Origin of the sequence: Lentibacter algarum (genome assembly GCF_018860975.1) — a bacterium.
Classification (GTDB): domain Bacteria; phylum Pseudomonadota; class Alphaproteobacteria; order Rhodobacterales; family Rhodobacteraceae; genus Lentibacter; species Lentibacter algarum_A.
Genome location: NZ_JAHKQI010000010.1, coordinates 12,870 through 36,594 on the forward strand (window position 1 = coordinate 12,870; position 23,725 = coordinate 36,594).

Sequence of the window (23,725 nt, forward strand, 5' to 3'; positions counted from 1 at the left end):
ATATGCGCTGACCAAACCACCGGAGGAGAACACCCATGCTCGACGACAGATACACCCTCGCCTACAAGCTCTACCCCTACGCGCGGCACGCAGATCAGGACGCCGACGCGCCTGTGCGCCACCCCGTTGTGGTCTTGGGCGGCGGGCCAATTGGCATCGCCACCGCAGTTGACCTCGCGCAGCAGAACATCCCTGTTGTCGTGCTTGACGACCACGAGGGCGTCGGCATGGGCAGCCGTGCGATCTGTTTCGCCAAACGCACGCTGGAAATATCCGACCGCTACGGCGCGGCCAAGCCGATGGTCGATAAGGGCGTTGTCTGGAACATCGGCAAAGTGTTTCACAAAGACGGGCAGGTGTTTGACTTCAACCTGCTCCCTGAAGAGGGCCACGAGTTCCCCGCCTTTATCAACTTGCAGCAACCCTACTTCGAGAGCTTCCTCATTGAGCGCGCATACGAGCTACAAAAGCAAGGCGCACCTATCCAGATCCGCGGCAAAAACCGCGTCGATGCTGTGACAGTCCATGACGACCATGCCACGCTTGAAGTGATGACCCCCGAAGGCCCCTACACGCTTGAGACCGACTGGCTGATCGGCTGCGATGGGGCAAGCTCTCCCCTGCGCACAATGCTCGGGCATGAGTTCACGGGGCAGGTCTTCAAAGACAGCTTCCTGATTGCTGACATCAAGATGATCAACACCAACTTCCCGACTGAACGCTGGTTCTGGTTTGAGCCCTCGCATGGCTCGGGCGCGTCAACCCTGCTGCACAAACAGCCCGATGATGTCTGGCGGGTTGATTTCCAGATCGGCTGGGACATCGACCGCAAGGAAGAGATGAAAGAAGAGAACATCCGCCGTCGGCTTGATGCCTTCTTGGGCGATGACGTTGAATATGAAATGGTCTGGTCGTCGATCTACACCTTCCAGTGCAAGCACATGGACAGCTTCCGCCACGGACGGGTGATCTTCGCCGGTGACGCGGCGCACCAAGTCTCGCCGTTCGGTGCGCGCGGTGCCAACTCGGGCATGCAAGACGCTGACAACCTCGGCTGGAAACTCGGCATGGTGATCAACGGCCAAGCGCCCGAAAGCCTGCTCGACAGCTACAACTCCGAGCGTCTGCAGGGCGCCGCCGAGAATATCCTCAACTCGACCCGCTCAACCGACTTCATCACACCCAAAAGCGAGATGAGCCACGTGTTGCGCAACGCCGTGCTGGAGCTGTCCGGACACTATGAGTTTGCGCGCCCACTGGTGAACTCGGGTCGCCTCTCGGTGCCCTGTGTCTACGACGGATCACCGCTCAACTCGGCAGACGCGCTGATCGACGGCCCTGCCCGAACGCGCCCCGGAGCCCCATGCCCTGACGCGCCGCTTGCAGACGGGTTCTTGCTGTCAAAGCTCGGCGGGCAGTTCACGCTTCTGGCGATCAACTGCGAGGTGCCCGAAGCGCTCACAGAAAGCGGCGTGACAACAACCGTGCTCTCGCTGAAATCCGCAGATGACAAAACAGGTGCCTTGGCCGAGCGTTACCTTGGGGACGCCGCATCAGCGGTCTACCTCATCCGCCCCGATCAACACGTCGCAGCACGGCGCGAGCACTACGACGAAAACCTGTTCCGCACGGCCCTCAAACGCGCGATAGGCAAGGAGTAAACCCATGGCAGACCTGATCCTGACCCCGAACATCGCCTCCGGCGACGACTTTTATGAAGAACTGATAAGCGCCCACGACGGGCTGAGCAAAGAAGACAGCGACGCCTACAATGCGCGCTTGTTGCTGATCCTCGCCAACCATATCGGCGACAGGGAGGCTCTGAGCGCCGCCATAAAGGCAGCAAAACGGCAAAGCTGACAAACCAGGCGCGGCCGCCCAGGCTGCGCTTACTACCCCCTCCTGTCTCTGGCGCAATTCGCAAGTTGCGCCGATGGCCCCGCTGCGCATAGACTCTCTAAATGCGCGCAGCGGCCATGCCCCCAACAAGACAGGTTTCACATGACAGGCTTTCTTTTACTCGCAACTATTTTTCTGGTCGCCGGTGTGATCGCCGTGCCGATCGCCTCTCGGCTCGGTCTCGGATCTGTGCTTGGCTACCTCATCGCCGGCATCGCGATCAGTCCGGTGCTGGCTTGGCTGCATGTTGACGTCGTCTCGCTCCAACACTTCGCCGAATTCGGCGTGGTGATGATGCTGTTCATCGTCGGGCTTGAGCTTGAGCCCAAAATGCTCTGGGGTATGCGACACCGCCTCATGGGCCTCGGCGGCGGGCAAGTCTCGCTGACAACCCTTGCAGTCATGGCCGTGGCTATGGCTTTTGGCCAGCCTTGGACAGTGGCACTGGCCATCGGCCTTGTGCTGGCGCTTTCCTCAACCGCAATCGTGCTGCAAACGCTGGGTGAAAAAGGCCTCATGCGCTCGGACGGCGGGCAGTCTTCCTTCTCGGTGCTGCTCACTCAAGATATCGCCGTGATCCCGATGCTCGCCCTCATCCCGCTGCTCGCCCTGCCCGAGCTGCACGACGCCCTCAGCCACGCCGGCACCGATCATGGATCAGATCACGGCCCCGAACTTTCCCTCGTGGCAAACCTCAACGGCTGGCAAACCGCCTTGATGACCCTCGGCGCTGTCGGCTTTGTGCTGGTGGCAGGGTCCTTCCTGACATCCCCGCTGTTTCGTTTCATCGCCGCGGCAAACCTGCGCGAACTCTTCGTCGCTGCCGCGTTGATGATCGTCATCGGCATTGCCCTTTTGATGACGCTGGTGGGCCTCTCGCCTGCGCTCGGTACCTTCCTCGCCGGTGTGGTGCTCGCCAACTCCGAGTACCGTCACGAGCTTGAGAGCGACATCGACCCGTTCAAAGGCCTGCTGCTTGGCCTCTTCTTTATGACAGTCGGCGCAGGCATCAACTTCGCCCTGCTGTTTGAAAACCTCGGCACCATCGTGGCACTCACCCTCGGCCTGATCGCCCTCAAAGCCGCTGTCCTACTTGCCTTAGCGCACATTTTCAAACTTGAAGGCGCCGACAAATGGCTGTTCGGCCTCGGCCTCGCACAGGCCGGTGAGTTCGGCTTTGTGCTGCTCAGCTTCACCGTAGCAAACGCGGTTATCCCATCGGCCATAGCCGATCAGCTCCTGCTGGTTGTCGCGCTCTCGATGCTGCTCACCCCGCTCCTGTTTATCGCCTACGACAAGCTCATCGCCCCGCGCTACTCGCTTGACCAAGAGCGCGAAGCCGACACCATCGAAGAAAACCGCAAGATCATTATCGCTGGCGCTGGCCGTGTCGGTGCGCTTGTCTCGCGTATCCTGCGGCCCGCTGGCTATGACACCACAGTGATTGATTACAGCTCTGCCCAACTCGACATGTTGGCGCAGTTCGGCGTCAAGCACTACTACGGCGACGCCTCGCGCCCCGACATGCTGCACGCCGCAGGCATTCATGAGGCCAGCATCCTGATCATTGCGATTGACGACAAAGAAAAGATCTCTGAAATCACCGAATATGTTAGAAAAAATCACCCGCATGTGCACATCGTCGCCCGCGCGATGGACCGCAACCATGTCTATGATCTCTTCGCTCACGGCGCGAATGACATCATCCGTGAGACATACGACAGCACCCTGCGCATGACTCGCTCGGTGTTTGAAGCCCTCGGCATGAGCCGCGCAAAAGCCACCGAACTGGTCGAAGCCTTCGATGACTCAGACCGCCGCGTTATGCTCGAAATGGCTTCTGCTTACAAAGTCGGCATTCATCCGACGCAAAATGAGGAGTTCATGGAAATCGCCAACACCAGCCTACCCGCCTGGAGCCAGGAGCTGACCGAAAGAATGGAAGCCATCATCGTCAAAAAGAAGTGATCAATCACTTGCGTCTTATGTGCTTTTCGTTAACATGATAACAAATAAGGGAGGCACTTGATGCGCTGGACAGATTTCCCCAAATGGGGCCGCTACGTTGCCGATTGGGCCGCAGACTATCACGCAACCGTGCGCGAGCGGCCCGTGCGCGCGCAAACCAAACCCGGTGATATCGCGGCACAACTGCCCTTCACCGCGCCAGAAACGGCCCAACCGATGGAAGACGTGATCGCCGACTTCGAGAGCATCGTCATGCCCGGCATAACCCACTGGCAACACCCGCGTTTCTTTGCTTACTTCCCGTCAAACGCCTCTCCGGCGGCGGTGCTGGCGGACTACTTCACAACCGTCATGGCGCCGCAATGCATGCTCTGGCAAACCTCCCCCGCCGCCACCGAAATGGAAACCCGCATGATGGAATGGCTGCGCGACGCGCTTGGCCTTTCTGGCGAGTTTCACGGGGTGATCCAAGACAGCGCCAGCGGGGCAACCCTCGCCGCGGTGCTAACCATGCGCGAGAAAGCCCTTGGCTGGGCTGGCAACGAAGACGGCCTCTCGGACATGCCCCGCCTGCGCGTTTATGCCTCCGAAGAAGTGCACACCTCCGTTGACCGCGCGATCTGGATTTCCGGCATCGGGCAGAACAACCTCGTGCGCATCCCCACGCGCGGCCCCCTGCGCGCGATGGACCCTGAGTTGCTCGACCAAGCCATCAAAGCCGACATAGCAGCAGGCTATAAGCCCGCAGGCGTTGTCGCTTGCACAGGCGGCACAGGCACCGGCGCCTGCGACGAGATCGCCGCGACTTGTATGGTCGGCAAAGCGCATGGCCTCTATGTTCATGTTGACGCCGCATGGGCCGGTTCAGCGATGCTCTGCGAAGAGTTCCGCTCGCTCTGGGCGGGTGTTGACTATGCCGATTCTGTCGTGCTCAACCCGCACAAATGGATGGGTGCGCAGTTTGATCTCTCGGCTCACTTTGTGCGCAACCCCGAAGACCTGACGCGCACATTGGCTATCCAACCCGAGTATCTGAAAACACACGGCAAAGACGGGATCATCAACTATTCCGAATGGTCAGTTCCGCTTGGCCGTCGCTTCCGTGCGCTCAAACTCTGGTTCATGTTCCGCGCCTACGGGCTTGAAGGCCTGCGAGAGATGCTGCGCAATCATGTTGCATGGTCGGTCGAGCTCTGCGAGCGGCTACGAAACACGCCCGATTTCGAGATTGTCACCGATCCGGTTCTGTCGCTGTTCACCTTCCGCTTTGCGCCCTCAGGCGTGGATGACCTCGACGCGCTCAACCTAGACCTCGTCAACAAGATCAACGATGATGGCCGCATCTACATCACCCAAACCCGCACACAGGGAAAGCTGGTCATCCGCTTCCAAGCAGGCCAATGGGACGCCACCCGCGATGATGTTATGACCGCCTATGACGTGATCACCGAAATCGCTGCAACGCTCTAAGGAGAGACAACATGCCTGCTCGCAAGAACTCTTTCAAAGCCGCTTTGAAAGCTGGCAAAACTCAAATCGGCTGCTGGGCTGGCTTTGCGCATGCCTACCCCACAGAGGTGTTGGCCACCGCCGGGTTTGACTGGCTAGTGATCGACGGTGAGCACGCCCCCAACGACTTGCAGACTCTTTCGGCGCAGATATCTGTGCTTGACGGGCAGCATTCCGAAGCCGTGGTGCGCCTGCCGGTTGGCAACGAATGGCTAGTCAAACAGGTGCTCGACGCGGGCGCGCAAACCCTGCTCATTCCGCTGGTAGAAACCGCCGAGCAAGCAAACGACATGGCCCGCGCCATGCGCTACCCGCCCGAAGGCATCCGCGGCGCCGGTGCCGCCTTGGCGCGCGCCTCGAAGTTCTCGGCAATCACTGACTATGTGCCAACCGCCAACGCCGAAATGTGTCTGCTGGTGCAAGTCGAAACCAAACGCGGCATGGAAAACCTTGATGCGATACTAGACATCGAGGGCGTCGATGGCGTGTTCATCGGCCCGGCCGACTTGGCCGCCGACATGGGCCACCTCGGAAATTCCGGCGCGCCCGAGGTAAAAGCTGCAATCAAAGAAGGCCTCGCTAAAATCTCTGCTTCCGACAAAGCCGCTGGCATTCTCGCCGTCGACGACGGGGTCGCGCAAGAATATCACAGCTGGGGCGCACAGTTTCTCGCCGTGGGCATTGATGTGCTGATGCTGGCAACGACCGCGCGCTCAACGGCTGGCCTTTGGCGCGATCGCATTGCAGACTGAACACATTTAGAACCGCCATAAATATCCAGATATGGACATCGTTTCCCAGTTGCCTGTAAGTTGAGGCATGGCTGGACAAACAGAGATGATCATCACAGGGATTTTACAGAGCATCGACGACGGTGCCCTCAACCCCGGTGATTTGATCGAAGATAGCACCCTGATTGCGCGTTACGGCGTGTCGCGCACACCTGTCAGAGAGGCGCTCATCCAGTTGGAAGCCGAAGGTCTGCTCATCCGCGCACCGCGCAAAGGCGCCGTGATCTTCAAGCCGACGCTTGAGCAATTTTTGTCGATACTTGAAGTGCATGCCAAGCTCGAAGGGCAAGCCGCCGGCCTTGCCGCAAGGCGTCTCTCGGCGAAACATGCAAGCGCCCTTGAAGCCGCAACCGTCGCCTGCGAAGCCCATGCCAAACAGCATGGCGACAATGCTCCGGACGCCTACTACCAGCTCAACCTCGACTTTCACCGTGTTGTCGCCGAAGCCGCCGGAAACACATTCTTGCTGGACATGATCAAAAGCAACGCCCGCAAGCTGATGGCCTATTACCGTGCGCGTTATCACTATCGCGGCGTGATAGCTGCCTCCGCCGTCGAGCACCGCCAAATCACCACTTTGATCTTAGCACGCGATAGCGGCAACGCAGAAAAAGCGATGGAACAGCACGTCAGCTTTGATCACGTGACCGCAATGGACCTTTTAGCAGCTCTAAGCTAACTTTTCTCTAAAAACAAAGCTATACGCTCCGCCATTGCCACCATATCAGCCTGCCCGACCAAGGATTCTCGCGCCGCGTCGATCACATCCGCTGGCAGTTCATCCGCCAGATGCTCAACCAATGCCGCGATGAACTCAGGCTCCATTTCGGGGTGGTACTGGTTGGTCATCACCCCCTGCCCGATAACAAAGCCCGCGACGCCGCAGTCAGGCCCTTCAGCGATAATTTCGGCGTTGTCCGGCAGTTTGATCACTTGTTCAGAGTGGCTCGCATATAGCGGCAGGCTGGTTCCGTCGCGGTATTTGGCCTCGACCAAACCAAAAACCCAGCCTTCAGGATTATCGCCAACTTCCCCGCCAAGCGCCTTGGCAATGGCCTGATGCCCGAAGCACGCGCCGAACATCGGCAGGCCCTTGGCATAGATCTCACGGATCAACCCGAACAGCCTTTCGACCCACGCCTCACCCGAGTTTACAGAGTGTGGCGAACCGGTGATCATCACCCCGTCCAGCCCCTCAAGGCTGTCGGGGAACACGCCGTCCTTGACGTCAAACACCTCGAACTCCCAGTCGGGGCGCACCTTGAGCATCATTGCCGGAAACTTCTCGCCGTCCTTCGGCCAAGCCTGTGAAAACGCGCTCTCATCGGTGTTTGTCATCAATACGGCTATACGCATGGTTTGGTTCTCGCAGATTCTTCTTTACATATTCTAAGCTCCTTATAATATACTTAACAGATGAACAACAAGGTGAAATTCTGCAATGACTGTCTGGAACCCGACTGACGACGGCTATGCCGACCTCTCAAGCCACGACACGTTCGAGCAAGGTGCGCCGCACAACACCTTTGCCCGTCTGCGCCGCGAAGACCCACTGAGTTGGACAGAATACGCTGGCGGCGAGAACTACTGGTCGGTCACCCGCCAAGCCGACATCCTTGAAATGAACCGCAACACAGCGGTGTTCTCCTCCGCGCGTGGCATCCGCATGGAAGACCAGAGCTACGAGGAATACCTCGCCCGCCGCACCTTTCAGGAAACGGACGCACCCGAGCATATGATGACGCGTATCAAGGTTGCCAAAGCCTTCTCGAAACCGGTGATCGCGAAGTTTGACGACGAAATCACCAAGCTCTGCGACAACATCCTCGACGAGGCGCTGAGCGAAGACAGCTTTGACGCCACCAAAACGATCGCCCGCCAACTGCCGATGCAAATGCTCGGCCGCATCCTTGGCCTGCCCGAGGAAGACCTGCCTTGGCTGGTGGAAAAAGGCGACGCCCTTATTGCCAACACCGATCCCGATTTCACCGACCACGTGCTTGATAAAATGAGCACCGACGAGTTCCGCATGATGCCGTTCAACTCCCCCGCCGGAGCCGAACTTTTCGTTTATGCAAAAGAGCTTATGGCCAAAAAGGAAGCCGCCGGAGACACCTCGGGCATCCTTCATATGATCATGCAAGAAGGCAAAGACGGCAACACCATCACCGAGGAAGAGTTCCGCAATTTCTTCTGCCTGCTGGTTGCTGCGGGCAATGATACCACGCGCTATTCTATCGCCGCGGGCATTCAGGCAATGTGCCACCAGCCCGAGCTTTTGCAGCAAATGCAAAGCGACGATATCTGGGCCACAGCCCCCGACGAGATCATCCGCTGGGCCACACCTGCGCTCTATTTTCGCCGCACCGCGATGCAAGACTACGAGATGCACGGCAAGACCATCCGCGAGGGTGACAAGGTGCTCTATTGGTGGTCATCAGGCAACCGCGACGAGAACGCCTTCGAGCAGCCCTTCCGCGTGAACCTTGCCCGCCAAAACAACAAACATGTCAGCTTCGGCCAAGGTGGCCCGCATGTCTGCCTTGGCATGTGGCTGGCGCGGCTTGAGGTGCGCGTACTGTTTCAATCCCTTGCCAAACGCCTGTCTCACATCGAAGCTGACGGAGAGCATAAGTTCCTGCGTTCAAACTTCGTTGGTGGGATCAAATCACTGCCCGTGCGCATCAAGCGCGCCTGAATTAGGAGAAAACCATGCCAGACCGCTTGCGCGCCCTTTATTGCGACCATCTCAGCATCATGCGGGGCAAATACCTGCCCGCCAGCAAGATAGCCGACAGCGACACGCGGTTTTGCCGCTCCACATTCGGCGTCCATTACGACAAGGACTTACTGCCTGCCCCGGGCGCTATGATGATGGAGGGCCTGCCGGATATGGAGCTCAAATGGCGCGCAGAAGAGATCCGCGACAGCTGGGATGACGGCACGAAAATCGTGCTCGGTGACTTGTATGATGATGCGGGTGCGCCCCTGCCTATGTGCCCGCGCGGGGCCCTTAAGCGGGCGGTTAAGTCGTGGGAAGACAAAGGCTTAACCCCGAAAGTTGGCATCGAGCTTGAGTGCTTCGCTCTGCAAACCGACGACCAGGGCCGCCTCGTGCCTTACGACGCCCCCGGAGGTGTAGTTTACGGCACAGGCCCCTTCTCTGATCCACTCAGGTTTAACGACGCGATCTGGGAAGAAGCCACGCGCCTTGGCTTTAACATCGACATGATCACCGCCGAGTATGACAGCCCGCAGTATGAATACACGCTGACGTTTGACAACGCAGTGAAGGCCGTCGACGACATCGTCTTGTTCCGCCTCATGGCGCGTGAGATCGCGCTTGAGCACGGCATCTTGCTGACATTCCTGCCAAAACCTATCGCAGAAGCCGGCGGCTCGGGCATGCATATCAACTTCTCTTTCGTTGATCACGACGGCAAAAACGCTGTCTCTTCCGGCGACAAGGGTGGCCCCGAGCATATGAACGACCTCGCCAAAGGTTGCCTTTCCGGCCTCATGCACCACCACAAAGGCCTTGCCGGATTGATTGCTCCGACAGCCAACAGCTACCAGCGCTTGCAGCCCGGATCGCTTTCCGGATTTTGGAAAAACTGGGGCGGCGACCACCGCAATGTGACCACCCGCATCAGCTCGGAGGGCGGCGCAAAAGCGCGGATGGAACACCGCATGGCTGACGCCTCCTCAAACCCCTACACCTCGGTTGCGGCGGTGTTGCAAGCCTCGCTGCTCGGGGTCGAAAACGGCTATGAACTGCCACCAATGGAAACCGGCGACGGCTTTGAGAAAACCGATGCCAAAGAGAGCACAAGTTCAGACCTCAAAGGCGCAATTGCCGACCTGAAGGCAGACACAGCCCTCTGCCAAGCTGTCGGAGAGACGCTCACGGCCAACCATGTTTTCATGAAAGAAAAAGAAGCAAAGAAAACCCGTGATCTGGAAGGCGACGCGCTGCGCGACTTCTATGTGCACTACATTTGAACTCGGTCTGATCTGGAGAAAACTGAAATGAAAGTCACTTGGAAACTGCCCGATGGCAGCGAGATTGCCGCCGATGTTGCGAATGGCACCAATATGATGGAAGCCGCCGTCGCCAACAACGTGCCCGAAGTGATCGGCGAATGCGGCGGCTCGCTCGCCTGCGCGACTTGCCATGTTTACGTTGACGCGGACTGGGAAGCAGCGACAGGCGAGATCGACGACTTTGAAGACGCAATGCTCGACGCAACCGAAGCAGAACGCTCTGATGCATCGCGATTGTCCTGTCAGATCATCGCGGCAGACGCGCTTGACGGTTTGGTGCTGATCGTTCCGAAAGCGTAAGCGAAGGGTTTTGTTTTTTTATGATTTGATTTAGAATACCGGAAAGCAACTTTCGGATAATCTGAACATGTCACAAAATCCCGCCTCCGTCTATGACGCCGAACCCATCCCCGCCGAAGCCCGCGCCGAGATCGACGAGATGCTACAAAGCGGTGATTTGTTTCGCTATACCGCACCGGAAAATGCGCCGGTAACGCTGCTGGAGCGCGAATTTGCCAGCCTGCTCGGCAGCAAATACGCGCTGGCTGTCAGCTCTTGCTCGGCGGCGCTGTTCCTGTCGCTCAAGGCGCTCGGCCTGCCCCGTGACGCGCGGGTTCTACTTCCCGGCTTCACCTTCGCCGCGGTGCCTTCCTCGGTTGTGCACGCGGACTGCGTGCCAGTGCTCTGTGAAGTGGCCGACAACTACCGCATTGATATTGCTGACTTTACGTCCAAGCTTGACGACAACATCAGCGCCGTGATCATCAGCCATATGCGCGGACATACCTCCGACATGGATGCCATCATGCGGCTTTGCAATGCGCGCAACATTCCCGTTGTCGAAGACGCTGCGCACTCTCTCGGCACCACGTGGCATGGCGAAAACATCGGCACGCTGGGCAAAGTCGGTTGTTTCTCTTTTCAATCCTACAAAATGATCAACGCGGGTGAAGGCGGTGTCTTGGTCACCGATGATCCCGAAGTGGTCGCGCAGGCCGTGATCATGTCTGGAGCCTATGAGCACAACTGGCGCAAGCATATGCCCGTGGGTGACAATTCCTCTGCTCTGGAAAAAGCCTTTGCGCGCTGGCAGAACAAACTGCCGCTCTATAACTTGCGTATGTCAAACCTTTCGGCAGCGGTTATCCGCCCGCAACTGCCGCACCTCGCACGGCGTGTTCGTGACGGGCTGAAAAACCACGACTATGTGGCTGCCCTGCTCGCCCAATGCCCGTGGATCTCGGTTCCCGACAAACTCGCGGCAGAACAGCGTGCGCCAGACTCGATCCAGTTCAACCTTGTCGGCATGTCTGATGACGAAACATTGGCATTTGCCCAAGCCGCAGCCGAGCACGGCGTTAAGGTGCAGGTCTTCGGCCTGTCGCAAGACAACGCCCGCGCCTTCTGGAACTGGGAGTTTCTGCCGGAGGGCATCCCCGATCTGCCGCAAACCCGCAGTATGCTGTCACGCGCCTGCGACACCCGCCTGCCCGTGCGCCTGACACAACGCGAGCTCGACAATATCGCGAATGCGATCATTCAAGCCGCGCAAGATGTTAAGGGAAGCTTTGCTAAAGCAGTTTGATCGCCGCACCGAGCTGTGGATAGGCAGCAAGAGCGGGGCCAACAACCTGCTTTTGCAGCACCGGCCGTAGCTTTTGCGCGGTCTGGGCGGGCATTTCCTGCAACACGCCAGACCGTGCAATCAGGCTGATACGCCTTTCCAAAGGCTCGAACGGCAGCTCCATCACATCAATCCTTGAGGCAAAACGCCTCGCGCGCATCAGCGCCAGTGGCGTCAGGATCGTCCAGCCCGCCCCCTGCGCAACCATCGCCAAAATCGCATGATAGCTATCAAGTTCGAACCGGTGCGCCAGCCGCAGGTTTTGCCGCGCCAAATGTGACGCGATCTGCCGCCCCATGTGATGCCGAGACGTATATTGCACAAACGGCAACCGCTTGAGTTGCTTGAGCACATCGCCCCCGGCTTCAACCGCGCCTTTGGGGGCAGCAACAACATAGCCGTCTTCCAGCAGCGGATGAACTTCCATCCAGTCGGCAACCGCGCCCATTTCTGCGGCGACGATCACATCAAGCGCGCGCGCATCTAACTGATCATAAAGAGAATGGCTGGCGCCGGTCTCGAGCAAAAACTGGCATCCCTTGAGTTCACCCGCCATCTGGGTGAGCAGCTTCGGGGTTACGTCTGCTTCGAAATCTTCAATCATTCCAAGGCGAAAGCGTGTTAGCGCCGCAAGATCTGACATCGCCAGTTCGGCGCGCACCTGCTCGGCTTCGTTCATGATGTTTTGCGCCCTGCGGCGGAAAATCTCGCCCGCTGGCGTCAGCCGCACCGGGCGCGCATTGCGCTGTAACAGCGTCACCCCCATCGCCCCTTCAAGGTTGGTCAGCTGTTGGGAAACCGCCGAAGGGCTCGCTCCGAGCCGCCGCGCTGCTGCCGTGATCGAGCGCTCCTCGGCCGTAGCAATAAAGACCTCGACGCCCCAAAGTGTAATCTTCCCGGAGGCCTCTACCATGAAAGCCTACTTTCCCATCTTCGCAAGTTTGGCCTGAAGTGCCGCCAACTCGGCCTTGATGCCGTCAAGCCCTTCGTCCTCGGCTTCGGACGCATCCCCGGCACTCTCCTCAGGTGTTGGTGCGGGGTTCCCGCCAGCAATCCCGCCAGCAATCCCACCTGTAACTGCCTTCAGAAACGCCTGTTGCTGGGCTTTCATGGCGTCAAATCCGGGCATGTTGCTTATCGGGTTCATCGCCCCCATGTTTTCCATCATCTTTGACTGGCCGTCGCGCAGCATGTCAAAGCTGGCCTGCAAGAACTGCGGCATAACGCCTGCGGCTTGGTTGGTATAGCTGCGCACAATGTCGTTGAGCACCGACACTGGCAACATGTTCTCGCCGCGGCTTTCGTGCTCGGCAATGATCTGCAAGAGATATTGCCGCGTCAGATCATCGCCTGACTTCAAATCAACAATCTGCACTTCGCGCCCCTCGCGGATAAACGAAGCGATGTCTTCAAGCGTCACATAATCACTGGTTTCGGTGTTATAGAGCCGACGGCTGGCATACCGCTTGATCAGTAGGGTTTTTTCGGTGTCTGACACGGGCTGTATCCTCCCAGGATGTGTGCGCTGCAGCATAGCTTAGTGGAGCCGCACACAAAAAGAAAGAGCGGGCCCAATCAGACCCGCTCTTCAAATGCGCTTCACCTTAAGGGAGGGAAAGGGAGCGCAAGACTGCTAAGCTTACTTGGCTTTTGTAGTCGCTTTTTTCGCAGCTTCAGTCACGTCGGCTGTTGCTTTTTTAACTGCGGCTTGCGCACCTTCTGAGGCGTCTTTGCCAGCGGCCATCATAAGCTCAACTGTTTCCATTTGAACTTTTTTCGCAACTTCGGCGAAAGCGGCCATGTTTTCAGCAGCAACTTCAGCTTGAGCTGACGCGAAGTCTGTCATCGCTGACGCGTAGTCTGTAGGCTCTGCTTTGGCTTTTGACATGTCGCCAAGTTTGGCAAGTGTGTCAGCGGCCCATTTGTTTGAGATTTCGGCTGATTTTTCTGCAGCTGTCAAAGCAACTGAAGAGAACTTTTCGCCAAGCTCGGCTTGGTTTTTGAACGCGCCGTCAAAGGCTGCGGTGTCAACTGGGAAGGCACCCATAAGGTCTTTGAGTGTCGCGGCGAAATCAACTGTCTTAGTCATGTGTCTAATCCTTAGGTTGTGGCGCGGTGCAACATCTGCGGCGCCTGTTCTGTTCTGATGACAAACATATAGACGCTGCGTTGCAGCATTTCAAGGATTATTCTGCAATGCAGCAAATTCCAGCCAGATCAACATACCTCTTTGTTTTTATAGCAATAAAGTGTGACATTCATGCAAATGCTGCGCTGCAGCATCATTAACACCAACTCAAACAACCGGTTTTTCTGTCACATAACTGCCCGGCGCATCACAAAGTGAGTCGTAGCCCTTGCCGCCTGCCGTCTTGGGCGCTGCGACTTTCTCGCCTGATTGGGCAGCAAGCCAGTCGCCCCACCTGTGCCACCATGAGCCTTCGTTAAACTCGGCACCGCTCATCCAGCTGTCGGCATCCTTGGCTAAGGTCGCGTTGGTGTAATGCCCATACTTCTTCTTGCTTGGCGGGTTGACGATCCCGGCAATATGGCCCGACTGGCTGACAACAAAAGTCTTGTCCTTGCTGCCCGTCTCCCTAAAGCCGCGGTAGCAATCTTTCCAAGCAGCGATGTGATCTGTCTCGCAAGTGATCGCAAACAGCGGCACATCGACATCACGCACATGCAGCGTTTCTCCCAGTACCTCAAAGCCGTCAGTCACAAAGGCGTTCTTCTGGCATAGCCCTCGCAAATACTGCATCACCATCTTGCCGGGCAAGTTGGTGCTGTCGCCGTTCCAGAACAGCAGATCAAACGCCGGAGGTGTCTCGCCCATCATGTAGCTTTTGATCGCTGGCCCGTAGACCAAGTCATTGGAGCGCAAAAAACTCATGGTCCGCGACATGATCACAGAGCGCAGCACGCCGTAGTTTTCCACTTCCGCCTCGATGCCGTTGACAAAGTCGTCCTGCAAAAACGGGGTGAACTCGCCCTGCTCGCCAAAATCCGTCAACGCTGTAAAGAATGTCGCTGACTTAACCGAGTTGTCGCCCTTGGCTTTCATATAAGCCAGCGCCAGATGCAACGTCGTGCCGGCAATACAGTAGCCAACAGCGTTGACTTGCTTTTGTCCGCTGATCTCTTTGACAACCCGCACAGCTTCAAGAATGCCGCTCTCTATATAGTCATCTAGCCCTGTGTCGCCCTGCGCACGCCCGGGGTTGCGCCAGCTGACCACAAACAAAGTAAACCCCTGCTCGGTGATCCACTTGATCAAACTGTTCTGTTCCTTCAGATCAAGAACGTAAAACTTGTTGATCCACGGCGGAAAGACAATCAGCGGCACCTCATGCACCTCCTTGGTGCGTGGCGCATATTGAATGAGCTCGATCAGCTCGTTGCGAAACACCACCTTGCCCTCGCTGGTCGCGACATTGCCGCCAAGCTCGAATGCACTGCTGTCCGCCAGCCGCACCAGCATCTCGCCGTTGTTGGCTTCAATGTCGGCAACAAAGTTCTCCAGCCCCTGCACCAGCGACTCACCATTGGTCTCAACGGCCTTCTCAAGCGCATCGGGGTTGGTGCCAAGAAAGTTCGTTGGCGCCAACATGTCGATAATCTGATCCGAAAAGAACGTCAGTCTGCGCTTATCCGTCGCATCAAGATCAGAGACATCGTCAACCGCTTTGCGCAGCGCGTCCGCGTTGATCAGATACTGCTGTTTCACATAATTGAAGTAAGGGTTGCTCTGCCACAACGGGTTGGCAAACCGCTTGTCTTTTGGCCCCCGATCTTCCGGCGCTTGAAAGCCTTCCTCTCCAAAAGCCTTCTGTGCTTCTACATAATGCGCAAGGGATTTCCCCCAGTATTCAAGCTGATGCGCAAAAACGCGTTGCGGGTTTTCCAGCATCTCTGCCCAATAATTGGTCGCGGCCTGCTGGAACAACTCAGGGTCAGGCCCGGACAGCGAAGGGTTCACAGGTTGGCGTCCCTTAAAGGCCGCCAAAAGCCGCGCCGTAAGCGCCTCAACCCGCTCCATGTTGGCCTTCATCTTGTCGGCAGCAGCGCCACTATCACTATCTGTTGTTGTCATCTTAACAAATTTCCCCTAGCTTTTCTGCTCTGCAGCATAAACAATGCTGCAACACGACAATCGCGAACCCGACGCCTCACCTCCCGTAAGGCGCTCAGAGCAAGGACACCGATATGCGCTACATGGCTACATACGACTGGATGGAAACCATTCGGAATACCAACCAGTGGCTCGGTGCAACGGCCCTGTCTATGGCATCCTACCCTGCTTTTGCCATGGTGCCAAACCCCGCGCTTGAGTGGATGGCCGCTTGGGGCCAAGTGACGGAACGTAGTTTCCAACGCATGACAGCCAAGCCCGATTGGAACATCGACACGCTGGCAGGCGCCGATGGCCGCGATCACATCGTTGACATCAAAACTGTCGTCAGCCGCCCGTTCGGTGACTTGCTGCACTTTGACGTGACAGGCCGCGAAACAGCCAAGCGCAAGGTGCTTGTCGTCGCGCCCATGTCAGGCCACTACGCCACGCTTCTGCGCAAAACCGTCAAAAGCCTCATTCCTGACTGCGAAGTCTATATCACCGACTGGCACAATGCCCGCGACATTCCCGTCTCCGAGGGCAAGTTCGACATTGAAGACTACACGCTCTACCTTGTTGATTTTATGCGCGAACTTGGCCCCGACACCCATGTCATTGCCATCTGTCAGCCAGCCCCGCTTACCCTCGCTGCAACGGCCTACCTTGCCGAGCAAGACCCAGACGCCCAGCCGCGCTCACTCACCCTTATCGGCGGCCCGATCGACCCTGATGCAACCCCGACTGACGTCACTGACTTTGGCAACCGCGCCACGATGGGCCAGCTGCAAGAAACCATGATCCAACGTGTCGGCTTTCAGCACAAAGGCGTTGGTCGTCAGGTCTACCCCGGCTTGCTTCAGCTCACGTCCTTCATCTCGATGAACGCCGAAACGCACAGCCAGGCCTTCATTGACCAGATTCATCGTGTCGCTCAAGGCGAGGCATCGGACAACGACAAGCATAACGCTTTCTACGACGAATACCTCGCCGTGATGGACATGACCGCCGAGTTTTACCTCTCGACAGTCGAGCGCATCTTTAAAAATGGTGAAATCGCCGCCAATGAATTCGTTGTTGATGGCCATAAAGTCGACATCGGCGCAATCACCACTGTCGCCGTCAAAACTGTCGAGGGCGAGAAAGACGACATTTCGGCGCCCGGCCAATGCATTGCCGCGCTTGATCTTTGCACAGGCCTGCCCGACAGCAAAAAGGCCTCACATGTCGAGCCCGGCGCAGGTCACTACGGCATATTCGCAGGCAAAAGCTGGCGCAATAACATCCGCCCTCTGGTGCTTGATTTCATCGATGCCAACGCCGCCGCACCAGCAAAGGCCCCGAAAGCCAAAAAGAACGCCGCAAACAGCAACGCGGCCTAAACGAGCAGCCACTCGGCCAACCACAGAATACAGCCAAAGGGCAGCGCAACGGCCAAAGCCAACAGCGCTGCCCCAAGCTTTGTCAGCCGCACCGCTGCAATTTCGCGCCCGTAGACAGTTTTCTGTTTTTTCATAGGCCACATTAACCACGTCTTAGTTTCAATTGTCCTAACTCGGGGCATGACATCCGATCTGCCCCTCCAACAGTCCGAGATTTTCGCCAAGGCCATGGCGCTCATCAATCGCCCGACCGAGCAGGTCGCAGATACGCTCATCTTGCGCCGCCGCCCTTTCCCCGCACTTGCCTCTCGGCCTCTGCTTTCCGGTAATGGCTTCAAGCTGCTCGCCCGCCACGGTGTTCGCCTGATCAACGCCGAGCGCCCGCAAGACGCCCCCGCCCTGCGCGCCGCAGGCTTTCGCCAGATCATGACACCCGCGCACATCGCCGAGCTTGACCTCTCGCAAACTCGCGAGCAGCTGCGCGCCGCCATGCAAGGCAAATGGCGCAACCGCCTTGCCGCCGCGCAGGCCCGCGGCCTGCATCAGGTTCATCATCGTGTCTTTGACCCTGCCCGCGACGCATGGTTGCTCAAAGCCGAAGCCGCACAGCAAAAACGCCGCCAATACCGCGCCTTGCCGCCTGCCCTTACCCTTGCGATGAGCCAGGCCTCGCCCGAAAGTTCGCGCCTTTTCACATGCGCAGACGCAGCGATGCTTTTCGTCTTACACGGCCGGCGCGCCAGCTACCACATAGGGCACTCCGGGCCTGAAGGGCGCGCGGCGTCAGCCCACAACCTGCTCCTCGCCACCGCGATGAAAGCCCTGCCAGATCATGGCATCCGCTGGCTCGAACTCGGCACGATCGACACCGAAACAGCTGCAAGCCTCGCCCGCTTCAAACTTGGCTCCGGTGCAAGTGTTCGTGCCCTTGGCGGCACATGGCTGCGCGCGCTGCCTTAACTTTTAGCCTCGCTAAATCGCCCCCAAAAACTGTGCATACGCATTATGCATGTGTTTATGCACTGTGGTATGCACGGGTTGTGCAAGCTGGTTTTCAGCAATTTGGCAATGGTTAACGACGCCCGATCAGGCGCGCAAAACATAGGGCTGCTTTAACCAATCCGAGAGCAATTGGTTAACGCGATCCGGCGTTTCCAACGGCGGCACATGGCCCGCCTCTTCAATGATCTCAAGTTTGGCATAGGGGATCAGTTCCGCCATGAACTCATGTCGTTTCGGCGGTGTCAGCCCGTCTTGAGCACCACACATAACCAGCGCCGGAACACGGCACTTTCGTAAAGCAGCCTGCTGGTCTCGGCGGCGTTGCAAGGCCTTGAGTTGTTTGACAAAAACCTCAGGGCCAATGGCTTCAGCCATCTCCTGTAGCCGCGCCTGAACCTCGCGCAAACCCGCACCTTGAGCAAGGTATTCCGCCTTCAAAAATCCGCGCAAAACCTCCATCATCCGCCCGGATTTGATGCCAACCAACATCGGCTCGTAGGCGGCAGCGCTTTGCGGCGTTTCCGCAAGCGGGTTGGTGTCCATCAAGCATATTCGTGTCACCCGCTCGGGCGCGCGCCGCAGAATTTCCATCGCAATGATGCCGCCCATCGACAGCCCCGCGAGCGCAAATTTTTGCGGAGATTCCAACAAGATAGCCGAGGCGATCTCTTCGATCCGCTCGCCCCGTGTGGTGCAGGCCACCATCACATTACGCTCCAAACAAAAATGCTCGATCTGCGCCTGAAACAGTCGCGCATCGCACATCATTCCCGGAATAAACAGAAGCGGTTCGCTCATCAGCGCTGTGTCCTCTTGGCTGGATCAGATGCACTTTCTCACACCCGCCGCGCGCGTCAACCACTCAATGTTAACCGCCATGAATTAACTTGTCGCAAACCCGCGAAACTTTGGGAAATCGGCATAGCGCCGCTGCCGTTCAGCAAGCTCCTCTTTCGGCTCAGCCCCACGCATCAAAAGCGTGCCCCGCGGCGCAATGTAACTTGATATCACCCTCCACGGCTCGGGCCTCCAGCTTATGTTGAATGCGCAAAGCTTAGGGAAGAACCACAGCTCGGAGTAAGGCAAATGGTCATGAATGAAGTATGCTAAGTCCCTCCAATCACGCCCTTTTTCATACTGATCGGCAAACCACGGAATGACGACAGACGCCCCCGCAATCGCTTCTTCGCCTACCCCCCTGTCCCAGACATGGCACTCTTGAGGATAGTCGTTTCGCGCGCAGTTCAACCCGTTTTCATTGCCATAGGTGTTAAGCTCGGGCGAGCGATACCCCGAGCGCACCGCCACCCTTCCAAAAGTCTCTTCCAGCGGGTCAAGAAGCGCCTCACAAAACGCCTGCCCATTAACAATCGTTAACTCCGGATCGCGCGGAATATTTTGCAACCTGTGAAAATTGGCAATCTCCGAATACAGAAACTCACGCATGTAGAAATACTTCGAAAGCCGCACTCTACCTAAAGTTTCAAGGCTCCACATGCTCTTCGGGCGCCGCATCACTCGTGGCCATTCCAGCGAAATTCGCCCGCCTCTGACAGCTTTGAGAACGGGTTATGCGCAACCTCCCAAACATGCCCGTCAGGGTCAGCAAAATAACCATGATGCCCACCCCAGAATACATCTCCGGCCTCTTTCAGAACCGTCGCACCAGCCGCCTTAGCCGCCGCCAAAACAACCGCAACTTCAGGCTTTTCACGCGTGTTATACCCGAGTGTCATCGCCCCGTTTCCAAGTTCTTCAACAGGCAAGCCAATGTCTTCAGCAAGCTTGTCACGCGGATAAAGACCCAGCGTCATGCCAATCAGATCATAGGCAACAATGCCGTCCTCGGTATCCACGCGCTGCCAGCCAAGTGCGTCATAAAACGCCGCAGACTTGCCAATATCAGACACCGCCAGCGTTATCAGTGATACTCTTTGCTCCATGGCCTAACCTCATGTTATTGATTATGAAAAATCGCCTATACTGTGCCGGAAACCTGCTTCACAGCCTGCACAATCATGGCCAAACACCGCTCGTCAGAGAAGCGGTGGTCAGCGTCTTTCACCAGCCTAAGTTGCATATCCGGCCCCTCGGCATGCTCAAGCAAACGCACCGCCGTTGCCACACTCACAGCACTATCATCGGTGCCTTGCAAAAACCGAACAGGAAACGGCAGCGGCAACTCACTGCGTAAAACCAGGTGCTCGCGCCCGTCTTCGATCATCCGTTTGGTGATCACATAAGGCTCCATATAATCCGACGGCAACTCGACATGCCCGATACTCTCAAGCGCAGCTTTCTGTGCGTCCGTAAAGCTTGCCCAGTAGCCGTCCTCGGTAAAGTCGGGTGCTGCGGCGATGGTCACCAGCCCCGCGATCCGCTCCGCGCGCGCCCGCGCCAATAACAATGCCTGCCAGCCGCCCATCGAGCTTCCAACCACGACCAAAGGCCCCTCCGTCAAAGCATCAATCACTGCCAATGTGTCCTCATGCCAGTCGCCGATGCAGCCCTCTTCAAAGCGTCCCGAGCTTTCGCCATGGCCGGAGTAATCAAAGCGTAAAAACGCGCGGCCCTCGGCTTTGGCCCAGTCCTCAAGAACCACCGCTTTGGTGCCCTGCATGTCTGACTTGAGGCCCCCAAGGAATACCACGCACGGCCCAGATCCTTTGCTATAGTGGTAAGCAAGCTCGCGGCCTACAGGCGTTTTCAACATCTTGGCTTGGGTCATCTTTGCCTCCCTGCAACTCGACCATCACCTTGCTACAACACAATGCGCGCAGCAACCCCAGAGCCGCTTGACTTTACACCTCCAAGCGCTCAAAAACCACGCGAACCATACCCGCAACCGGGCGCTTTTGTAGGCGCCAAACTGACGAGGAGCTAGGCCATGAGCCAGATTTCCCTTACTTTTCCTGACGGCAATTCACGCAGTTACGAGGCTGGCGTCACTGCCGCCGATGTCGCCGCAGACATCTCGAGCAGCCTGCGTAAAAAGGCGATTTCGGCAACAGTCAATGGTGAGCACTACGACTTGCAATGGCCGATTGAAGCCGATGCCAGTATCGCGCTGCACACCCTCAAAGACGAAGAGCAAGCCAACGAGCTTATCCGCCACGACTTTGCGCATGTCATGGCCCGCGCCGTGCAAGAACTTTGGCCTGACACCAAAGTCACCATCGGCCCGGTAATAGACAACGGCTGGTATTATGACTTTGACAGACAGGAGTCGTTCACACCAGAAGACCTCGCCCTGATCGAGAAAAAGATGAAAGAGATCATCAACTTGCGCGACACCGTGCGCACCGAGATCTGGCCGCGCGACAAGGCAGTTCAATACTACAAAGACAATGGCGAACCCTATAAAGTCGAGCTGATCGACGCCATCCCCGGCGACGAACCTCTGCGCATGTATTGGCATGGCGAGTGGCAAGACTTGTGCCGCGGCCCACACCTTCAGCACACCGGGCAGTTGCCTGCTGACGCTTTCAAGCTGATGAGTATTGCCGGCGCTTACTGGCGCGGCGATAGCAACCGCGAGATGCTCCAGCGCATTTACGGCGTGGCCTTTACAGGCAAGGAAAAGCTCAAAGCGCACCTCAACATGCTTGAGGAAGCTGCCAAGCGTGATCACCGCAAACTTGGCCGCGAGATGGACTTGTTCCACATGCAAGAAGAGGCCCCCGGGCAGATCTTCTGGCACCCGAACGGCTGGCGCATCTATACCGAGTTGCAAGACTATATGCGCCGCCGTCAGCGCGCCGGTGGGTATGTCGAGGTCAACACACCGCAGGTGGTCAACCGCAAACTCTGGGAGGCATCCGGCCACTGGGAGAGCTACCAAGAGAACATGTTCATCGTCGAAGTTGACGAAGACCACGCCCGCGAGAAAACAATCAACGCCCTCAAGCCGATGAACTGCCCCTGCCACATTCAGGTTTTCAACCAAGGCCTTAAGAGCTATCGTGACTTGCCCCTGCGCATGGCCGAGTTCGGCTCTTGCAACCGTTACGAGCCCTCTGGCGCTTTGCACGGCATCATGCGCGTGCGTGGCTTTACTCAAGACGACGGGCACATCTTCTGCACCGAAGATCAGATCGTTGACGAAACAGCCAAGTTCATCAACTTCCTCTCGGCAGTCTACTCAGACCTTGGCTTTGACGACTGGGCAATCAAGCTTTCCACCCGCCCTGAAAAGCGGATCGGAAGCGAAGAAACTTGGGACAAACTCGAAGCCGCCTTGGGCGACGCCTGTAATGCTGCTGGACATGAATATGAGTTGCTGCCGGGCGAAGGCGCGTTCTATGGCCCCAAGCTTGAGTTCACCTTAACCGACGCGATCGGCCGCGAGTGGCAATGTGGCACCCTGCAAGTTGACAGCAACATGCCCGAACGGTTGAACGCCGCCTACATTGGCGCCGATGGCGACAAGCACCTGCCCTATATGTTGCACCGTGCCACGCTTGGCAGTTTCGAGCGCTTCATCGGCATCCTGATCGAGGAGCACGCAGGCAAGCTGCCTTTCTGGCTCGCCCCGCGTCAGGTTGTTGTCGCCACAATCATCTCGGACGCTGACGACTACGCTGCTGAGGTTGTTGCAGCACTTCAGGCTGCAGGTGTGCGCGCCGAGCTTGATACTCGTAACGAGAAGATCAACTACAAAGTCCGCGAGCACTCACTTGGCAAGGTTCCGACGATCCTCGCTATCGGCCACCGCGAAGTTGAGGAGCGCACACTTACCGTGCGCATCCTCGGTGAAAAGCAGACAAGTGTTACAAGTTTCGACGAAATCATCGAGAAACTGGCAAAAGCTGCCACTCCGCCCGATCTTCTGTAACATTTAACGAGAAAAACCAGAGCGGGCGCCCCCTAACAGCGCCCGTTTTTGTAACTATTGGGCAAAATTCGGCTCAAAAGGGCCAATTTCACCCACGAAACCTCGCATACGCGTGACACACGCGACCGTGAATGGTCTGAAATCTTCCTTCAAGTTAGCTTTGGATCACCGCAACACCGCGGCCCGATTTTAACACTTAAGGGAGATACCCATGTCAAAGATGATGAAAACAGTTGCCGTAGCAGGCGCAGTCGCCGCAGCACTTAGCGCCCACGCAACCACCGCCTCAGCCGCCGAAAAAGAAAAATGCTTCGGCGTTGCCCTTGCAGGCGCAAATGACTGTGCAGCAGGCCCGGGCACGACATGCGCCGGCACCTCAAAAGTTGACTACCAAGGCAACGCTTGGTCGCTGGTTGACGAAGGCACATGCCTGACAATGGAACTTCCGGCTGGCATGGACGACATGGCACGTATGGGCTCACTCGAGGCTCTGGATCGTGACCTTCCTAAGTCTTAAGCTGACGATCAAGGGCGGGGAAACCCGCCCTTACCCACTCTGAG

The 23,725-nt window shown here is 57.4% G+C and carries 24 protein-coding genes; 14 read left to right on the top strand and 10 right to left on the bottom strand.

Annotation, left to right across the window (positions count from 1 at the left end):
* The first annotated feature begins 35 nt into the window (after nucleotides 1–35).
* From KO498_RS15370 to KO498_RS15395, 6 genes are all read left to right on the top strand, one after another.
* Nucleotides 36–1,661, top strand: coding sequence for an FAD-dependent oxidoreductase (locus tag KO498_RS15370; protein WP_215960814.1), 1,626 nt, complete (start codon nucleotides 36–38; stop codon nucleotides 1,659–1,661).
* A 4-nt stretch (nucleotides 1,662–1,665) separates the two neighbouring features.
* Nucleotides 1,666–1,860, top strand: coding sequence for a DUF2783 domain-containing protein (locus KO498_RS15375; protein WP_215960815.1), 195 nt, complete (start codon nucleotides 1,666–1,668; stop codon nucleotides 1,858–1,860).
* A 141-nt stretch (nucleotides 1,861–2,001) separates the two neighbouring features.
* The gene (locus KO498_RS15380; protein WP_215960816.1) at nucleotides 2,002–3,867 is read left to right on the top strand and encodes a cation:proton antiporter domain-containing protein; all 1,866 of its coding nucleotides are present in this window, start codon (nucleotides 2,002–2,004) and stop codon (nucleotides 3,865–3,867) included.
* Between the two features lie 60 nt (nucleotides 3,868–3,927).
* The gene (locus KO498_RS15385; RefSeq protein WP_215960817.1) at nucleotides 3,928–5,337 is read left to right on the top strand and encodes a pyridoxal phosphate-dependent decarboxylase family protein; all 1,410 of its coding nucleotides are present in this window, start codon (nucleotides 3,928–3,930) and stop codon (nucleotides 5,335–5,337) included.
* An 11-nt stretch (nucleotides 5,338–5,348) separates the two neighbouring features.
* Nucleotides 5,349–6,128 carry an aldolase/citrate lyase family protein gene (locus tag KO498_RS15390; RefSeq protein ID WP_215960818.1) on the top strand — a complete coding sequence of 260 codons (780 nt, stop codon included), beginning with the start codon at nucleotides 5,349–5,351 and terminating at the stop codon, nucleotides 6,126–6,128.
* A 67-nt stretch (nucleotides 6,129–6,195) separates the two neighbouring features.
* Nucleotides 6,196–6,846: a GntR family transcriptional regulator gene (locus KO498_RS15395; RefSeq protein ID WP_215960819.1), complete on the top strand. Its 651-nt coding sequence runs from the start codon at nucleotides 6,196–6,198 to the stop codon at nucleotides 6,844–6,846.
* Here the strand turns inward: KO498_RS15395 and KO498_RS15400 are convergent.
* Nucleotides 6,843–7,523 (bottom strand): type 1 glutamine amidotransferase, encoded by a 681-nt coding sequence (locus KO498_RS15400; RefSeq protein ID WP_215960820.1) that lies wholly within the window; start codon nucleotides 7,521–7,523, stop codon nucleotides 6,843–6,845. The genes KO498_RS15395 and KO498_RS15400 overlap by 4 nt on opposite strands.
* Before the next feature lie 85 nt (nucleotides 7,524–7,608).
* On the opposite strand from KO498_RS15400, the gene KO498_RS15405 reads away from it, so the two are divergent.
* From KO498_RS15405 to KO498_RS15420, 4 genes are all read left to right on the top strand, one after another.
* Nucleotides 7,609–8,865 (top strand): cytochrome P450, encoded by a 1,257-nt coding sequence (locus KO498_RS15405; protein WP_215960821.1) that lies wholly within the window; start codon nucleotides 7,609–7,611, stop codon nucleotides 8,863–8,865.
* Nucleotides 8,866–8,879: 14 nt separating this feature from the next.
* The gene (locus KO498_RS15410; protein ID WP_215960822.1) at nucleotides 8,880–10,169 is read left to right on the top strand and encodes a glutamine synthetase family protein; all 1,290 of its coding nucleotides are present in this window, start codon (nucleotides 8,880–8,882) and stop codon (nucleotides 10,167–10,169) included.
* A gap of 27 nt (nucleotides 10,170–10,196) precedes the next feature.
* Nucleotides 10,197–10,511 carry a 2Fe-2S iron-sulfur cluster-binding protein gene (locus tag KO498_RS15415; RefSeq protein ID WP_215960823.1) on the top strand — a complete coding sequence of 105 codons (315 nt, stop codon included), beginning with the start codon at nucleotides 10,197–10,199 and terminating at the stop codon, nucleotides 10,509–10,511.
* Nucleotides 10,512–10,578: 67 nt separating this feature from the next.
* A complete protein-coding gene (locus KO498_RS15420) occupies nucleotides 10,579–11,796 on the top strand; it encodes a DegT/DnrJ/EryC1/StrS family aminotransferase (protein WP_215960824.1) in 1,218 nt (405 codons plus the stop codon).
* Here the strand turns inward: KO498_RS15420 and KO498_RS15425 are convergent.
* The 4 genes from KO498_RS15425 to KO498_RS15440 all read right to left on the bottom strand — a co-directional run bounded on the left by KO498_RS15425 (nucleotide 11,783) and on the right by KO498_RS15440 (nucleotide 15,928).
* On the bottom strand, nucleotides 11,783–12,748 hold the full coding sequence (locus KO498_RS15425; RefSeq protein WP_215960825.1) for a LysR family transcriptional regulator: 966 nt from the start codon (nucleotides 12,746–12,748) through the stop codon (nucleotides 11,783–11,785). The two genes, KO498_RS15420 and KO498_RS15425, sit on opposite strands and share 14 nt — an antisense overlap.
* Before the next feature lie 6 nt (nucleotides 12,749–12,754).
* Nucleotides 12,755–13,333, bottom strand: a complete 579-nt coding sequence (phaR, locus tag KO498_RS15430; protein ID WP_215960826.1) for a polyhydroxyalkanoate synthesis repressor PhaR — start codon at nucleotides 13,331–13,333, stop codon at nucleotides 12,755–12,757.
* Nucleotides 13,334–13,474: 141 nt separating this feature from the next.
* On the bottom strand, nucleotides 13,475–13,924 hold the full coding sequence (locus KO498_RS15435; RefSeq protein WP_215960827.1) for a phasin, PhaP: 450 nt from the start codon (nucleotides 13,922–13,924) through the stop codon (nucleotides 13,475–13,477).
* 207 nt (nucleotides 13,925–14,131) lie between these two features.
* Complete coding sequence (locus tag KO498_RS15440; protein WP_215960828.1) at nucleotides 14,132–15,928, bottom strand: PHA/PHB synthase family protein; 1,797 nt, start codon at nucleotides 15,926–15,928, stop codon at nucleotides 14,132–14,134.
* Nucleotides 15,929–16,041: 113 nt separating this feature from the next.
* On the opposite strand from KO498_RS15440, the gene phaZ reads away from it, so the two are divergent.
* Entirely contained in the window at nucleotides 16,042–17,328 is a 1,287-nt protein-coding gene (gene phaZ, locus KO498_RS15445; protein ID WP_215960829.1) for a polyhydroxyalkanoate depolymerase, read from the top strand.
* Here phaZ and KO498_RS15450 read toward each other — a convergent pair.
* Complete coding sequence (locus tag KO498_RS15450; protein WP_215960830.1) at nucleotides 17,325–17,462, bottom strand: hypothetical protein; 138 nt, start codon at nucleotides 17,460–17,462, stop codon at nucleotides 17,325–17,327. The genes phaZ and KO498_RS15450 overlap by 4 nt on opposite strands.
* Nucleotides 17,463–17,508: 46 nt before the next feature.
* Here KO498_RS15450 and KO498_RS15455 point away from each other — a divergent pair, with 46 nt between their 5' ends.
* A complete protein-coding gene (locus KO498_RS15455; RefSeq protein ID WP_215960831.1) occupies nucleotides 17,509–18,288 on the top strand; it encodes a GNAT family N-acetyltransferase in 780 nt (259 codons plus the stop codon).
* A gap of 126 nt (nucleotides 18,289–18,414) precedes the next feature.
* Here KO498_RS15455 and KO498_RS15460 read toward each other — a convergent pair whose 3' ends face one another.
* The 4 genes from KO498_RS15460 to KO498_RS15475 all read right to left on the bottom strand — a co-directional run bounded on the left by KO498_RS15460 (nucleotide 18,415) and on the right by KO498_RS15475 (nucleotide 21,058).
* Complete coding sequence (locus KO498_RS15460) at nucleotides 18,415–19,128, bottom strand: alpha/beta fold hydrolase (protein ID WP_215960832.1); 714 nt, start codon at nucleotides 19,126–19,128, stop codon at nucleotides 18,415–18,417.
* An 84-nt stretch (nucleotides 19,129–19,212) separates the two neighbouring features.
* On the bottom strand, nucleotides 19,213–19,827 hold the full coding sequence (locus KO498_RS15465) for a hypothetical protein (RefSeq protein ID WP_215961299.1): 615 nt from the start codon (nucleotides 19,825–19,827) through the stop codon (nucleotides 19,213–19,215).
* A 17-nt stretch (nucleotides 19,828–19,844) separates the two neighbouring features.
* Nucleotides 19,845–20,273, bottom strand: coding sequence for a VOC family protein (locus KO498_RS15470; RefSeq protein ID WP_215960833.1), 429 nt, complete (start codon nucleotides 20,271–20,273; stop codon nucleotides 19,845–19,847).
* A gap of 35 nt (nucleotides 20,274–20,308) precedes the next feature.
* Nucleotides 20,309–21,058, bottom strand: a complete 750-nt coding sequence (locus KO498_RS15475; RefSeq protein ID WP_215960834.1) for an alpha/beta fold hydrolase — start codon at nucleotides 21,056–21,058, stop codon at nucleotides 20,309–20,311.
* A 159-nt stretch (nucleotides 21,059–21,217) separates the two neighbouring features.
* Between KO498_RS15475 and thrS the strand changes: the two genes are divergently transcribed.
* Both thrS and KO498_RS15485 read left to right on the top strand, forming a co-directional pair.
* Nucleotides 21,218–23,164 carry a threonine--tRNA ligase gene (gene thrS, locus KO498_RS15480; protein ID WP_215960835.1) on the top strand — a complete coding sequence of 649 codons (1,947 nt, stop codon included), beginning with the start codon at nucleotides 21,218–21,220 and terminating at the stop codon, nucleotides 23,162–23,164.
* A 211-nt stretch (nucleotides 23,165–23,375) separates the two neighbouring features.
* Nucleotides 23,376–23,681, top strand: a complete 306-nt coding sequence (locus KO498_RS15485) for a BufA1 family periplasmic bufferin-type metallophore (RefSeq protein WP_215960836.1) — start codon at nucleotides 23,376–23,378, stop codon at nucleotides 23,679–23,681.
* The last annotated feature ends 44 nt before the right edge of the window (nucleotides 23,682–23,725 follow it).

Excerpts from the sequence above, each read along its gene's own strand:
- KO498_RS15420 (WP_215960824.1), top strand. The coding sequence starts at position 10,579 with ATGTCACAAAATCCCGCCTCCGTCTATGACGCCGAACCCATCCCCGCC.
- KO498_RS15465 (WP_215961299.1), bottom strand. The coding sequence starts at position 19,827 with ATGTGGAGCCTTGAAACTTTAGGTAGAGTGCGGCTTTCGAAGTATTTC.
- KO498_RS15470 (WP_215960833.1), bottom strand. The coding sequence starts at position 20,273 with ATGGAGCAAAGAGTATCACTGATAACGCTGGCGGTGTCTGATATTGGC.
- KO498_RS15400 (WP_215960820.1), bottom strand. The coding sequence starts at position 7,523 with ATGCGTATAGCCGTATTGATGACAAACACCGATGAGAGCGCGTTTTCA.
- KO498_RS15440 (WP_215960828.1), bottom strand. The coding sequence starts at position 15,928 with ATGACAACAACAGATAGTGATAGTGGCGCTGCTGCCGACAAGATGAAG.
- KO498_RS15410 (WP_215960822.1), top strand. The coding sequence starts at position 8,880 with ATGCCAGACCGCTTGCGCGCCCTTTATTGCGACCATCTCAGCATCATG.
- KO498_RS15380 (WP_215960816.1), top strand. The coding sequence starts at position 2,002 with ATGACAGGCTTTCTTTTACTCGCAACTATTTTTCTGGTCGCCGGTGTG.
- KO498_RS15485 (WP_215960836.1), top strand. The coding sequence starts at position 23,376 with ATGTCAAAGATGATGAAAACAGTTGCCGTAGCAGGCGCAGTCGCCGCA.
- KO498_RS15405 (WP_215960821.1), top strand. The coding sequence starts at position 7,609 with ATGACTGTCTGGAACCCGACTGACGACGGCTATGCCGACCTCTCAAGC.
- KO498_RS15395 (WP_215960819.1), top strand. The coding sequence starts at position 6,196 with ATGGCTGGACAAACAGAGATGATCATCACAGGGATTTTACAGAGCATC.
- KO498_RS15375 (WP_215960815.1), top strand. The coding sequence starts at position 1,666 with ATGGCAGACCTGATCCTGACCCCGAACATCGCCTCCGGCGACGACTTT.
- KO498_RS15435 (WP_215960827.1), bottom strand. The coding sequence starts at position 13,924 with ATGACTAAGACAGTTGATTTCGCCGCGACACTCAAAGACCTTATGGGT.
- KO498_RS15475 (WP_215960834.1), bottom strand. The coding sequence starts at position 21,058 with ATGACCCAAGCCAAGATGTTGAAAACGCCTGTAGGCCGCGAGCTTGCT.
- phaZ (WP_215960829.1), top strand. The coding sequence starts at position 16,042 with ATGCGCTACATGGCTACATACGACTGGATGGAAACCATTCGGAATACC.
- thrS (WP_215960835.1), top strand. The coding sequence starts at position 21,218 with ATGAGCCAGATTTCCCTTACTTTTCCTGACGGCAATTCACGCAGTTAC.
- KO498_RS15385 (WP_215960817.1), top strand. The coding sequence starts at position 3,928 with ATGCGCTGGACAGATTTCCCCAAATGGGGCCGCTACGTTGCCGATTGG.
- KO498_RS15450 (WP_215960830.1), bottom strand. The coding sequence starts at position 17,462 with ATGAAAAAACAGAAAACTGTCTACGGGCGCGAAATTGCAGCGGTGCGG.
- KO498_RS15390 (WP_215960818.1), top strand. The coding sequence starts at position 5,349 with ATGCCTGCTCGCAAGAACTCTTTCAAAGCCGCTTTGAAAGCTGGCAAA.
- KO498_RS15415 (WP_215960823.1), top strand. The coding sequence starts at position 10,197 with ATGAAAGTCACTTGGAAACTGCCCGATGGCAGCGAGATTGCCGCCGAT.
- KO498_RS15425 (WP_215960825.1), bottom strand. The coding sequence starts at position 12,748 with ATGGTAGAGGCCTCCGGGAAGATTACACTTTGGGGCGTCGAGGTCTTT.
- KO498_RS15370 (WP_215960814.1), top strand. The coding sequence starts at position 36 with ATGCTCGACGACAGATACACCCTCGCCTACAAGCTCTACCCCTACGCG.
- KO498_RS15455 (WP_215960831.1), top strand. The coding sequence starts at position 17,509 with ATGACATCCGATCTGCCCCTCCAACAGTCCGAGATTTTCGCCAAGGCC.
- KO498_RS15460 (WP_215960832.1), bottom strand. The coding sequence starts at position 19,128 with ATGAGCGAACCGCTTCTGTTTATTCCGGGAATGATGTGCGATGCGCGA.